This is a genomic window from Mycobacterium sp. 29Ha, from assembly GCF_032883055.1.
Lineage (GTDB): Bacteria > Actinomycetota > Actinomycetes > Mycobacteriales > Mycobacteriaceae > Mycobacterium > Mycobacterium gallinarum.
Window position 1 is genome coordinate 82,785 of record NZ_JAMQTI010000010.1, and the last position, 12,579, is coordinate 95,363.

The 12,579-nt window shown below is 67.6% G+C and carries 14 protein-coding genes; 8 read left to right on the forward strand and 6 right to left on the reverse strand.

From position 1 onward, the window contains the following. The first annotated feature begins 2 nt into the window (after positions 1 to 2). On the forward strand, positions 3 to 710 hold the full coding sequence (locus tag M1248_RS14945) for a hypothetical protein (protein WP_317148865.1): 708 nt from the start codon (positions 3 to 5) through the stop codon (positions 708 to 710). 64 nt (positions 711 to 774) lie between these two features. Next, complete coding sequence (locus M1248_RS14950; RefSeq protein WP_317148866.1) at positions 775 to 954, forward strand: hypothetical protein; 180 nt, start codon at positions 775 to 777, stop codon at positions 952 to 954. 5 nt (positions 955 to 959) lie between these two features. Here M1248_RS14950 and M1248_RS14955 read toward each other — a convergent pair whose 3' ends face one another. The 6 genes from M1248_RS14955 to M1248_RS14980 are packed head-to-tail and all read right to left on the reverse strand — an operon-like array spanning position 960 to position 8,819. Then, positions 960 to 3,128 (reverse strand): DUF3824 domain-containing protein, encoded by a 2,169-nt coding sequence (locus M1248_RS14955; protein WP_317148867.1) that lies wholly within the window; start codon positions 3,126 to 3,128, stop codon positions 960 to 962. After that, entirely contained in the window at positions 3,125 to 6,004 is a 2,880-nt protein-coding gene (locus M1248_RS14960) for an ATP-binding protein (protein ID WP_317148868.1), read from the reverse strand. The genes M1248_RS14955 and M1248_RS14960 overlap by 4 nt, the downstream gene beginning before the upstream one ends. A gap of 39 nt (positions 6,005 to 6,043) precedes the next feature. Continuing rightward, positions 6,044 to 6,358: a glycosyl transferase family 39 gene (locus M1248_RS14965; RefSeq protein ID WP_317148869.1), complete on the reverse strand. Its 315-nt coding sequence runs from the start codon at positions 6,356 to 6,358 to the stop codon at positions 6,044 to 6,046. Between the two features lie 11 nt (positions 6,359 to 6,369). Next, positions 6,370 to 7,299: a conjugal transfer protein gene (locus M1248_RS14970; RefSeq protein ID WP_317148870.1), complete on the reverse strand. Its 930-nt coding sequence runs from the start codon at positions 7,297 to 7,299 to the stop codon at positions 6,370 to 6,372. Positions 7,300 to 7,311: 12 nt separating this feature from the next. Continuing rightward, positions 7,312 to 8,604: a hypothetical protein gene (locus M1248_RS14975; RefSeq protein WP_317148871.1), complete on the reverse strand. Its 1,293-nt coding sequence runs from the start codon at positions 8,602 to 8,604 to the stop codon at positions 7,312 to 7,314. Continuing rightward, positions 8,601 to 8,819 (reverse strand): hypothetical protein, encoded by a 219-nt coding sequence (locus M1248_RS14980; protein WP_317148872.1) that lies wholly within the window; start codon positions 8,817 to 8,819, stop codon positions 8,601 to 8,603. The genes M1248_RS14975 and M1248_RS14980 overlap by 4 nt, the downstream gene beginning before the upstream one ends. Before the next feature lie 99 nt (positions 8,820 to 8,918). Here M1248_RS14980 and M1248_RS14985 point away from each other — a divergent pair, with 99 nt between their 5' ends. The 6 genes from M1248_RS14985 (at position 8,919) to M1248_RS15010 (ending at position 12,532) form a co-directional block, all read left to right on the forward strand. Then, positions 8,919 to 9,353: an XRE family transcriptional regulator gene (locus M1248_RS14985; protein ID WP_317148873.1), complete on the forward strand. Its 435-nt coding sequence runs from the start codon at positions 8,919 to 8,921 to the stop codon at positions 9,351 to 9,353. Between the two features lie 196 nt (positions 9,354 to 9,549). Beyond that, positions 9,550 to 9,993, forward strand: a complete 444-nt coding sequence (locus M1248_RS14990) for a hypothetical protein (protein WP_317148874.1) — start codon at positions 9,550 to 9,552, stop codon at positions 9,991 to 9,993. Next, a complete protein-coding gene (locus M1248_RS14995; RefSeq protein ID WP_317148875.1) occupies positions 9,993 to 11,444 on the forward strand; it encodes a type IV secretory system conjugative DNA transfer family protein in 1,452 nt (483 codons plus the stop codon). The genes M1248_RS14990 and M1248_RS14995 overlap by 1 nt, the downstream gene beginning before the upstream one ends. Continuing rightward, a complete protein-coding gene (locus tag M1248_RS15000) occupies positions 11,441 to 11,686 on the forward strand; it encodes a hypothetical protein (protein ID WP_317148876.1) in 246 nt (81 codons plus the stop codon). The genes M1248_RS14995 and M1248_RS15000 overlap by 4 nt, the downstream gene beginning before the upstream one ends. After that, the gene (locus M1248_RS15005) at positions 11,664 to 11,993 is read left to right on the forward strand and encodes a hypothetical protein (protein ID WP_317148877.1); all 330 of its coding nucleotides are present in this window, start codon (positions 11,664 to 11,666) and stop codon (positions 11,991 to 11,993) included. The genes M1248_RS15000 and M1248_RS15005 overlap by 23 nt, the downstream gene beginning before the upstream one ends. Continuing rightward, a complete protein-coding gene (locus tag M1248_RS15010) occupies positions 11,990 to 12,532 on the forward strand; it encodes a hypothetical protein (protein ID WP_317148878.1) in 543 nt (180 codons plus the stop codon). Before M1248_RS15005 ends, M1248_RS15010 begins: the two co-directional genes overlap by 4 nt. The last annotated feature ends 47 nt before the right edge of the window (positions 12,533 to 12,579 follow it).

Genomic DNA, 12,579 nt, shown 5'->3' on the forward strand with positions numbered 1-12,579 from the left:
TCATGCCGGTGGTCCAGGGTTTTCAGCAGTTGTGGCCGAATCCTTTCGGCATGGACGCCACACCGACGGGGGTCATGCCCTGGTTGGCGCCTGGCCAAGTGGCGCGCGAAGCGTTGGCGTGTCTGGAATTTCCGCCGAGGGCGTGTCAGACGGGCAGCTACTTCGATGCCGCTGACTTCTATTCGCAGTGGCCGGTACGTCAGCTGAAGGCTGTGGAGCGCGCTATTCGCGACGCGGGCCCGCGGCTGGAGTGGCGTTTAGAGCGAGTCTGGGACGTCGACGTCGAATCGTCACCAGAGGAGGTCGCGGAGTACTCGAAGGCCGCAAAGCCCATCGGCGGCTACCGCATCAACCCGCGCTGTTTGGATTCCTACGCGTCAACTGCGTGGGAGCTTGCCGAGCGGGCGGGCATGGACCCCGACGCGCTGGACACCGAAGACCAGCTCGCTACCGCTCCCAAAGATGCCGCGGTGTTCGACGCGGCGCTGGACTGGGCGCGGGCCGGGGTTGTCATACTGCAGCAGAGCCTTCCGTGGCCGTTCACCGGGGTGTTGGCCTACGACCAGCTGGACAATCGGCCAGCCCATCGGGTGCTCTACGCGTATGCGCGTCTGCTGAAGGTGCGGTCGAAGCGCCACGCGCAGCCGTGGTTTCGGGCCATGCTCTACATGAATCCGATGGACAACATGGGTGCCAGGCTTCACCTCTGAAAGAGGGCGTACCTGGCTGTCACCTTGACTCCGCACCACGGGACGCCCCGCATACGCTGAGCGCATGGACGAGCACGGCGAACTGGATGCAATCCACGAGCACAACCGGCGCTCATGGGAGGCGTTCATAGGTGCGCCTTTGGACGAGGTGCTGGCCGCGCTTTCCGAGGACGAGGCGCGAGCAGCACTGGCCATTCTGAAACCGGCACTCGAGCGCAAGCGACGGGACGCCGACCGAAACTAGAAGCATCAGCGGTGTGGGCGGCCGGGGTCGGGATCGAACGGGCCGTCTCCGTAGGGGTCGGGATCGAACGGGCCCTCTCCGTAGGGCTGGTCGAACGGCCCGCCGTAGGGCTGATCGAACGGCCCGTACGGCTGGCTGAACGGTCCGCGGGGGTCTGCGTTTGGCTCGGGCGGGTATGAGCGGGCTGAGTGACCGGTGGAGGGATTGCTGGCGCGTCCCCGGGCAGGCGGCTGGCCTGAATCGGGTGCGGGGCGGTGGTTGGACCGGCCGCCGTTGCCATGCGAAGGGCGTTGGCCGTTGTGCTGCTGGTTTGAGCCGCGGTGGTGGCCACCGGTTCGGCGCTTGACTTCGCTGGCGGCGGCGACTCCGGCGACGACCTCTGGGGCCACGACTGCGGCGCCGGCCTCGGCTGCGGTGGCGGCGCCGCCAGCTGTTGCGGCTTCCCCGCCGACGCCGGCGGCCGCGCGACCGGTGGCGGGTGCGGTCGTGGTCGCCGGGCCGGTGGGCTTCGGTGAGGAGCCCGGGGTGGCGCTGGCTGGGCGGGACTGGCTGCCGCGGGGGCGTTTACGGCCGCCGGGGCGTCCACCGCTGGGGCGGCCAGGTATCGGGTCGCCGGTCAGTGGCTGGTCGGAGTCGTCGCCGTCATCGTCCTCGCTGTTGCGGCTGAATCGTTGGCGGCCACGATCGAAGAGGTCGCGGCCACGGTCGATGCCGCGCTGGCCGCGGTCGTATCCGGAGCGCACGTTGTGAACGAGGTTGCGCACGGCGTGGGTGAGGTCCTGGCGGGTGTGGTCGCCGAGCTCTTTTTTGAGCCACCAGAACAGGCCGGTCGCGACGATCGACATCAATGCGATGAGCACGAGCAGGGCCACGGGGTGGGTCATGTGGACCTGTGCTCCGTATCCGCCGGGTGCGGCGATCTTGAGCAGGATGACGGCGGCGAATGAGATGTAGACGACGTAAACGAAGACCAGGAAGGCGTGTTTGAAGAACTCGCGCAGGCGGCGCATGGCGCGCCTGCGGGGGGTGCCTTTGATCATGGCCGGGCCGGCGGCGAACAGGGCCATGATGGCGTTGAGGAACGCTGCGCCGCACACCATGATGTAGCTGTAGGTGACGTAGCAGATGAAGATGGTCAGGCACAGCCCCAACACCCAAAAGAGGATTCCGATGCCGATGTTGCTGCCGTCGAGGTGCTGGGCGAAGGAAAGCGCTTGGGGCGCACCGCATCCGCCCTCGGAGGTGGGGCCCATCGCGTGTGCGGGACCGGAGGGTTGGCCGGTGAGCAGGGCTTGGGAGTAGGCACTGCCGCAGCTGCCCAGGCTGTCGATCGGGCTGCCGAAGTTCCACAGCTGCAGCGGCATCCGGATGGTGGCATCGGCGATGCCGGCGGTGAGGTGGCTGAGCTGGCCCTGTGTGCCTCCGGGGGCGATGGCCCCGTTGTTCATCGCGCCCTGGGCAACAGTGAAGCCAAGGTTGCGGCCCTGGTTGAGCAGGCCGTTGTCGCTGTACAGCTCGGAGAGGGGGTCTTTGGTCAAAACCATGCCGATGATGCCGATCATGAAGGCGCTCAACATGATTCCCCAGCCGCTGCCGCGGCGGCCTTGTCCGATCAGGTAGTAGGCGCCGACGCCGATGCCCAGCACGAGGCAGATGGGAAAGACGTAGAGCTCGACGAGTAGGTTTCGCAGGACTTCGAATAGCGGCCGAAACCAGGTGGCCAGCCAGTAGAGCCAGGTTGAGGACATCGCGAAGCGCAGCAGCCACAGCGACAGGGTGATCATCACGATGTAGATCGAGGCTTGGGCCTGCAGCGCGGTGGCGACGCTGTCATGGGTGAGGCTCTGAGTGAGCGCGTTGCCGGCCCACCGAAACCACGAGGTGGGGTTGAGGCTGAGGTCGGGGCCTGCCTCGGTGATGGCTTCACGGGTGGAGACCACCGATAGGTAGTAGGAGCCGATCGGCACGCCGTAGCTGTCGGTGATTCCGGTCCAGTTCAGCGCTCCGGCCATGGTGGAGGCGAAGGCCGGCGGTGCGGCGGCTATGGACCACAGCGCCAGGACGTGGGTGGTCAGCCAGAAGGTGAGGACGTGGCGCAGTCGGGGGTGGAGGGCGAGCTGGTAGCCACACCATTCGGCGATCTGTTGGGCGCGGGTTGTGGTGTTGGCGATCATGCGGCGGCCCGGCCGGGGGTGGTGTCGTAGGCGGCGTGCAGGACGGGGTCGGGTTCGGCGGCCACTCTGATCGGGGCGGGTCGGCGGAACTCGTCGACGAAGAAGCCGTATCCTTCGCGGTCGCCGCGACTCGATGCGCCGGCGGGGGTGACGGTGGTGAGTTCGTCGTCGTCGAATGCGGTGGGGTCGCGCATGTGCTCTGGAGAGGGCTCGGCGAGGAAGTATTCCTCGATGTCGTCGTAGTCTTCGACGCGGATTCCGGCGCGCCGCGCGACTTCTTTTGCCAGCTCATCGGATTCGAACGGCATGATCAGCTGCTGGGTGATGAACTTGTCGCCCATGAGTTTCAGGTCGGCCACCGGGTCTTGGGTGATGATCACCAGCCCGGTGTAGTGCTTGCGGGCGCGGCGGCTGATCAGGTGCGCGTCGGAGGCGCCGGCGCGTGAGTTGAGCAGGGCGCCCGCTTCCTCGAGGACGATGAGTCCGAAGCGGTTTTTGTTGGCGAAGAACGTGATTCGCGCCAGACGCACCAGCATGCCGTAGATGGCCACGGAAGCTTTCTTGCGGTCGGAGAGCGCTTCGTAGAGGTGCGGGGTGCTCATCTCCTCGGCGTCGGGCAGGTCCAGGCTGCTGGTGAGCCAGATGGTGACGTCGAGGGCGTTGAGGTCGGGCACGGGCAGGGTGTCATCGAAGATGGCCTGGGTGAAGTCGTAGGTGGCCCACGATTGCAGGGCGACGAGAACCGGCTGCAGGTCGGCGGCGAGTTGTGCGACGTGGGCGGGTCGGGTGTCGGGGCCCTCTTGCGGTGCCTGGATGCTGGCGAGGTAGTTCATCAGGGACGCGGTGCTGGTGATGCCGAGCCGTCGGCGGGCTTGGATGGTGAGCAGGGTGCGCAGCCGCTGCACGGCGGTGCTGCGCGAGTCGAGCTGCATCATCGGCACCATGTAGTCCAGCCAGTAGCCGCCGGCGACTTTCTCGGGGAATAGGCGCAGCGGGCAGCAGCCGAATTCACTGCCGCCCATGTCGATGATCGCTTTGTTGGGGATGTCGGCCAGCGCGTCGGCCCATTCGGCGATGTCGGGGTCGACAATGAATCCTTGGGCGCCGCGCTGAATTTCGGCGCGCGCGATGCGTTTGGCGGCGTAGGACTTGCCGTAGCCGGGGGCGCCGCCGCACACCAGGCACGGGTTGTGATTGCGGCGGGCCGCAGCTGGCAGGTCGATGAGCACGGCGCTGTTGAGCGCGTTGCTCTGGTTGAACCCCAGCAGGACTCCGGTGCTGTTTCCGACCTGTGAGGAGGTAATCGGCACGAACCGCGACCACTTTCTGGTGGTGGTCGGGTAGAGGAACTCCTCGACGCTGCTTTTGTGGTGGGCCACACCGGGGTTGAACGCGGCCCACAGGCGCTGCTGGGCGCCGCGGTAGTAGCGCACGACGACTTGACCCGATCCGCTGAGTTCTTCGCGCAGCCGCTTGATGCTGTAGTCGACGGTGTGCTCGTCGGCAGCGCCGATGGCGATGAAAAACCCGGTCTCTAGCGGTCGTTCGTCGGTGTTGGTGGCCAGCAGCCGTTGATATTCGGCGAGCTGGCGGCCAGTTCTGCGCAGCTCGGCGTCGCCGTCGCGGGCGTCGCGGCGCATGTAGAACTGCTCGTTGATGTTCTCTTTGGCCCGATCGTTGCGCACGGTTTCCATGTCGCGGCTACGCATCACCAGAGGGATGGCGAAATCGAAGGTGGCGCCGGTGTCGAGGTCATCGAGTGCAGCCAGGATCTCCGAGCCGGGGAACGCGATGCCCTGGCTGGGCATGTCGACCACGGGCAGGATGGCTTGATAGCTGTCGGGATGCACACCCTGCGGGCTCGATACCCGCAGGACCTTTTTGAACGACGGTATCCAGCGCAGCCACCATGACCGGGCCGGGCGGTTGGCCTGGTCGCCGTCGTCGAACTGCGCGAGCGGCAGCTGGTCGCCCGACAGCCGCCCGGCCGCGCGGCGACGTGGCAGCGGGTTGGTGTAGACGCCGCGGAAGGCGTTGTGGCGCCAGAACCAGTCGACCATCTCGTCGGTGGCTGGGATCGGGGCGAATTCCTCGGGCAGGGCGGTGATGACGTCTTCGGCCAGCCGGTGGTAGGCCTGCAGGGAGGAGTCGGAGTTTTTGTCGCGCCCAGCCAGCCAGTCGCCGACTTTGGTGAGTTGGCCGGTGGGGCTGTGTCCGGCGCGGCCGGCGTCGACCGGGATGGACAGCCAGAAGATGCGGGTTCGGGGGTTTTCGGCGGCGAGGGTGGCCTGCATGTGTTGGCAGGCGGTGACCCAGTCGTATTTGTCGCGGTGCCCGTGCAGCATCGCGCGGAGCAGCTGGCGCTGGTCTTGGGGGACTTCGAGGCCGTAAATCCATGGGCCGGAGGGCAGTTCGCGGCTCAGGGTGACGTGGCGTTCGGCGACTCCGAGGCGGTTTTTGGTGGGTTGCAGGTAGTAGCGCAGACCGGAGAGCAGGAAGTGGGCGTACACGCCGTGCTCGGTGAAGGACAGGTTGCCGATGACCTCGCGCGGCGGGGCGAGTATCGAGGTGTCGGCGCTGCTGCGGGTGCGGGGCCGCAGGGTGCGCCACAGGCTGCGCGCCCGAAACTGCAGGGAGGGTCGTCGGTGCGGGATGATGGCGCCGATGCCGGCGGTCAGCGCGGTCAGCAGTACGCCCCAGATGAAAACGGCGCGCACGTACCCGGAGTTCAGCAGCAGCACGGTGGACACGACGGTTGCGGTGGTGCCTAGGCCCAAGGGGATGGCGACCCACAGCCGCATCGGTTTGTTGAAGAAGATGTCGGTGTAGTTGGGGGTGTCGTGCACACCTTTGAACACCTGCGCGGACTCGGTCATGCGCGGCGCGGGCCTTTCTCGCGGTCGGTAGGTGCGGTGCTATTGGCCGAATTGGCCTGTGGTGAGGCCGGTTTGGTCGACGGTGCGCTTGGTCGACACGTAGATGGGGTAGCCGGCGCCGACGACGACAGCCACGATGACGGCGACCATGGCCCAGGCGATGGTGGAGCCGATGCGGCCGCCGAAGAATGAGATCGCCGCGCGGGTGCCGCCGCCGGCGAGGATGAGCAGCACCAGCAGGTACACGAGGATGGTGTAGAGGGAGCGGCCGCCGGAGAGAAGGTCGGTGGCGGCCAGCACCGTGACGTTGGGGTCGGCGGCGCTGGCGGTCAGGGCGATGGTGGTGAGTTCCATTGTGACTCCGTTCATTTCGATGTAGAGGCGGTGGTGGGGATGACGGGGGTCAGTTCGGCGTCGGCGGCCAGCAGTGGGGCGTAGTCGAGGGCGGCGACGGTCCAGCGGCCGCTGACGACCTTCAACGTGATGGGGTAGTCCTCTTGGCGGGGGGCGAATTGGCTGGTGACGGCGCTGACGGTGGCCAGCACGTGCACGGTGGTGGCTTCGGCGGGCACTCCTTGGTCGGGCACCGCGGCGCTGGCGAGCAGTTTGGTGACTTGGGCGGAGCGGTAGTCGGCGGCGGGCAACAGTTTGGAGTCGGTGGTGACGTAACGCTCCAGGCCGCCGGCGTTGGTCAGGTAGCTGGTGATGAATCCCGAGACGGTGGTGAATGCAGCGCTGTTGGCGGCCAGGGCGCTCGGGTAGCCCAGGGGCGCGTCGGCGCCCGGGCCGGGGCCGGTGATGCGGGCCGGTAGCGCGGTGGCACGCACCCCGTAGCTGCTGTAGAGGACCGGCAGCCGGTAGAAGCTGGTGTGCGGTGCGGCGCTTTGGTAGGGCCGTTCGGAGACCGAGATGACCACGCTCCACTGCTGGGTGGCCGCGGAGTCGCTGACCAGGGTGACCGCGGCCACGGCGGGGGAGGTGATGACGGCGGCCGGGGTGGTGGGCAGCCGCATCGGGTCGCGCAAGGACCAGCAGTCACGCAGCGTCTGCTGCTGGGTTTGGGTGGCGGTCAGCCAGCGGGTGACGCAGTCTTGGGCGTAGGAGCCCACCAGGGCGGTGCGGTTCACGGCGGTGCGCGCGGGACCGGATACGTCGATGGGGGTGTTGAAGATCCAGCCCCAGATGGTGGCGATCGCCACGATGCTGCACGACGTGAGACCGATGATCAGCCCGGCGCGGCGCAGCCAGGTTTGGGTGCCGTCGAGGCGGCGTTGCCAGGTGTTGGTGATGGGCATCGGTGCAATCTCCTAGCGCGGTGGGTGGCCGAGAATCTTGATCGAGGACACGGCGAAGGTGTTGTCGGCGGGATCAGAGGCGCTGCGCTCGCCGGGCAGCCCTGTTGCAAGCGGCGGGCCGGGGTCGCTGGTGGGTGACGGTGGCGGGCCGAGGGGGGCGCCGAGGACGTCGTCTAGCAACCCGCCACCGCCGCCGGGGGCGTCGGGTCCGGTGGTGGGCGGCGCGGTGTCGGCGGGTGCGCGCGCGGTTTCCTGCACGATCATGGTGATGCGGGAGACCAGCACCCCGCCGTTGGGCATGGGCTGGGCGGCTTCGCCGCGCACGTTGCCGGTTTTCTGGCGCACGACGGTGGGAGTGTCGTTGCCGTTGAACAGATTCCACTGCACGCGGGTCAGCACCCGATGCTGCAGCCATTGGTCGGCGCCGGTGGCGTCGGCGCCGACCCAGCCGGGCGTGATGGAGATGGCGGTGACGACCATGGGGCGCCCCAGGTCGATCTGCAGGATTTGGCCGTCGACTCCGTTGCGCACGCACACCCAGGCCTGGGTGGGGTCGGTGCCGGCGACGGCTTGCGCGGCGCTCGAGCCCGGCAGGCAGCCTGGGGCTGACGGGGTGTAGGGGATTGGGGTGTCGGCGCCGGCGTCGGGCGGCGGCGGGGCCGATGGCGCGGCAGCGACGCTGATTTGTGTTGTGGGGCTGGCCTGTTCGGCGGCGGGCTGCGGGCTGCTGCGCATGGCCAGCAGCGCGGTGGTGACGATGACGATGGCGACCACGGTGGCCCCGATGAACCCGGCGGCGACGGCCCTGTTGAAGCGGGGCGGCTCGGCGGGCTCGTTACCCGTGGCGGTGCTGTGGGCTGAATCGTGGTGGGCGTCAAGAACATCCGGTGCTCCGACCACAGCGCCGGCGAGGTCGGTGGGCTCTGTGTCGTAGAGGTCGGCGTCGTCAGCGTCGTCGAAATAGGCCGGACCGCTGGGCGCATCGTCGCCGTCGCCGGGGCCGGCGGGGGTGTAGTCGCGACCGAACGCGTTGTCGAGCTTGACGGTCGCCTGCTCGGCAGCGTTGCCGAGCGGCACGGTGGGCTGTTCGTAGGCCCCGTCGTTGAGATGCTCGTCGGCGGGCGGCTCGTCGTCGTCGATGACGTCGAGCTCGGTCGGTTCGGCGTCGTAGTCGGGCTCAGCGGGCCAGCCGTGCTCGTCGCGGGGACTAGGCCGGGCGGGGGCGTCCTGGTCGAGTTCGTCGAGCCACTGCTGGGTGGCCGCCCAGCTTGGCGGCGCTGATGGGGAGGCGTTGCGGTCGCTCACCGCGACCTCACCACGACGTGTGCCCGGTGAGGCAGCCGGGCGGGCGCGGCGCGGGCGCGGCGCCGGCGCATCCGCAGAGTCAGCAGCGCGGCGGCCATCACCACAGCGATCACGCTCACAGCAACGATGTGGTCCATGACAATGCCCACCAGCGTGACGATGACCGCCAGCCACAGGAATACCGCGGCGGTAATGGCGGCAAGAATCAGTCTCATCGGGTCTCCTCAGCTCCTTAACCATGAGGCTAAGTTGCGCTGCTACCGATTTTCGACGGCCATAGCGAAATAACTTCACCCGTTGCTACGGTCACGATTATGAGAGCGATACCGGAGGCGGGAATGGCGCGCCTGCTGTTTTTTGTCCAGCACCGTCTGGTGCAGCTGCAGTGGACGCGCAAGAACCTGGCCGCCGCCGGCGGACCGAACCCTTCGACGCTGCGTAAAGCCCACCGCGAGCACCGCGAGCTCGCCCCGCGCACATTGGCGCGGCTGGATCGGGCGCTGGGCTGGCAGCCGGGCTCGGCCCAGCGCGTCGTGGATGGCGGCAGCCCAGCGGTGCGGATATCTGAGCAGGTAGAGACCGTGACATCCAGCATTGACGCCGCGTTGAGGGATGAGGAGGAGGCCGGGGTGCGTCACACCGCAGCCGAGCTGCGCGACTTTTTGATGACCGTCGCTCAACAGCTGGACGGCTTTTACACTAGAGCTGCGCAGGTGCCGGGGGAGGTCGCCGATGTCGGTGCCTGCTGACCGGTTCGACGAGATCCGCCGCAGGTGGATCGCCCGGCATCAACACACTTTCATATTTCAGAAAAGGCGCGCCGAAGTCTTGGCTCGTCAAATTCGCGACCGCGCGACAGAAAAGAGCGGCGCGCGTGACGATCCAGCCGACGACGACGTTATTCATCCGCTTATTGCCCGGCCGGTGAAAACGGTTTATGCGGGCGTGGATCTTGCCATTGTGGGCACTGCAGCGCTGCTGGCTCCGCTGGGCTGGATGGGCGGCAAGCTGATCTACCGGGTCCTGATTCAGCTAATCCCCGGCGAGCTGCGCTCGTATCCTGTTGCGGCGTGTATGTGGGCCGCGGTGGCGGTAGGGACTCCGCTGGCGCTGCTGTATGAGCCCACCGATTCACTGGCGGGTACGGTGCTGGCGCCGTGGCTGTTCGCGCAGGTTCCCGCGGCGGCGCTGGCGGCCGGTGTCTACGGCATCCTGGAGGGCTGGCTGGCCGTCGACGGGGCCCGTGACTGGTGGCCGATGCGTCCACCGCCGGAAAACGACGAGATCGACTTCGGCCTTCAGGCAGACGATTTGACGATGCCGGGGGTGTTCCCGACTCACGCCGCTGAGCCCCCCGGTGAGCGCACACCGATCAAAAGGGAACGGTGATGGCTGACTTGAGGGCGTATAAGCCGCCGGCGCGACCGTATTGCGGGTTCGTCCGCAACGACGCCGATCAGCGGGAGCTGGCTGAGGCCCCCGCCCATGTATTGGTCAGCGGTCCCACCGAGATCGGCAAGACGCGCCGAGTGCTGGCGCCGGCCACGGTGCTGTGGGGCGGTCCGGCGGTGGTGGTGTCCAGCAAGGACGACTTGTTCCAGCTGGTCATGCAGCGCCGCTACGGTCCTAAGGCGCTGATCGATCTGCGCCCGGATTACGACGCCGACTATCCCGACATCACGATGATGTCGTTTGACCCGACCAAGCTGATCCGCACGCCGGATCAGGCGGTGACGGCGGCCAACACGATGATGCAGATGTCGGCGGTCGGATTGGGCTCGGGTATCGATCAGGTTTCCGACGGCGGCATCTGGGAGTCCAACACCGAAGGCCCGCTGGCGGCGATGCTGTATGCAGCCTCGCCGAGGGGCATCAACGCCGGCATCGAGTGGGTGCTGTTGGCGGTGGACAACATGACCGTCGTGACGCCCGACAAGAAGAACCCGACAGAGCAGCTGTCGCTGGAACCGGGCTGGCAGATGGCCGCCAACATCGTTGGCGATATGCCGCTGTTTCGCAACGCGCTGGTGCGCACCCTGGCGATGGACCCAAAGCAGCGCGACAGCATCGCGTTGACGATGCGCAAAGCGGTGATGCCGTGGATGCGGTTGGCGCTGCGCGGGGTCAACCATCCGGCGTTCGATGAGTCGTTTCTCGACGACCCGACGGCCACCCTGTATGTGCTGGCGCCCTCGGAAGGCTCGGTGGCCGGTGCGGCGGTCACGCTGCTCGAACACCTGGTGAAGGTGTGGCGCGCCAAGACAGCGCGCAAGGAAATGATGCACCGCCTGCTGTATGTCATGGACGAGGCCACCAACGTGGCCCCGATGCCGGCGCTGCGCCGACACATCGGTGAGGGCCGCGGCCTGGGCGTGAACTTCCTGCTGGCGGTGCAGGCGTCGTGTCAGTTCGACACCGTCTACGGCCGAGACTATGCCGACGAGCTGCGCGCCATTTTTCCCTCGGCGCTGATCATGTTCGGCGCTGCGGAGATGGAGATCTTGCGCCGAGCCGAGGAGTGGAGTCTGCAGACCACCCGCCGGCAGGAGAGTTTCGATCAGGCCAGCGGCGCGAAAACGCTGTCCTCCCAACTGGGTAGCACGCTGGATTATCGGCGGCTGCTGCCGGGCAACACCGATCACGCCCGGCTGGTGCGTCGCGGCACACCGGGCGTGCAGACCGAGATCCCCGACTGGTCAGACTTCATCAAGTCCTACGACGCGGCGGTGCAACGTGCACTGCGCGGCACAGGTGCACAGCGCCCACCGCAGAACTTGTGGGAGTGGATCGGCCAGCGGCACCGAAAAGCGTTGGCGTCCGTACGAAACGAGCAGCGATGAGCCCAAAGCAGCTGCAGGCCGACATCCTGGCAATTCTGGAGACCTCGCGGACACCGCTGAGTACCACCGATCTGCGTCACCGGCTCAACGCGCAGCACACCGGGCCGGTACCGGTGGTCGCCGAACAGGTCTATCGGGCGCTGTGCACGCTGCACCGCCGCGCCCTGGTAGGGCGTGCCGCGGCGGGCACGACCCGAAACATCTACTGGCAGGCAGTGTTTGAGCAACAAGAGGCTGGCTGAGATGGCCGCGCCCGACGGCTACCCGATCACCGAGCCGCATCGGTGCGCGCACTGCGCCCAACAACACGACAGGCGCGGGCCGGGGCAGATCGGGGCGCTGTGCGGCTTTGTCGCGGGGCTGGCCGCCGCCCTGGTGTCGGTGCTGATCGTCACCATCATCGACCCCGCTGGCGGCGAACTGACAGTCGCGCCGCCTGCCGACGCGCACTACTGCGGCGCGTTCGGCTGGGCTGATCACAACCCGCACCCAGCGGGCACGCCCGCCGCCGGCCTGCCGCCCGTTGCCAGCTTGGCGACCCGACCATGACGAACGCAGTCGAGAGAGCAGACATGATCTCGATGGCACACCACGGCGCAACTCTTGGCCGCGCCCTGCGAAACCTGCTGCACGGAAACACGTTTCGCCGCGCACCGCGCCCGACACCGGTATGGGGTGGCGGCGCTGACCCGACCAGGACGATCGAGTCGCCGGCCGACGCCCTGCGGGTCGCTGAGGCGCTGCTGGGATCGGTGCGACGCCGACAGGCCTGCGAGCGATTCTGGTGCACCGCCGCAGTGGGACCGTTGGCTGCGCTGCTCTACGCGTCGTCCCTGCACGGCGAGCGGGCCGGTATCGGCTGGGTGCACCGCGCGGTGGACAACATCTACACCGACCCGACCGGCCCGGGCTGGTATCACACCAACGAACTGTGCCGCGCCAGCGCTGACCCGGCCGCGGCACAGCTTTCCCGTCAGGTGCTGCGGGTCGCCTCACTGTCGTCGCGGCAGCGGGAGTCCATCCGCGTCATGATGCGCGCGGCGATAGCGCCGCTGCGACCATGCGACAGCACTGCGAGGTCGGCATGAGCCCGGACCTGATGAACACCCCGAGGATCGAGGATCGTTGGCCGATC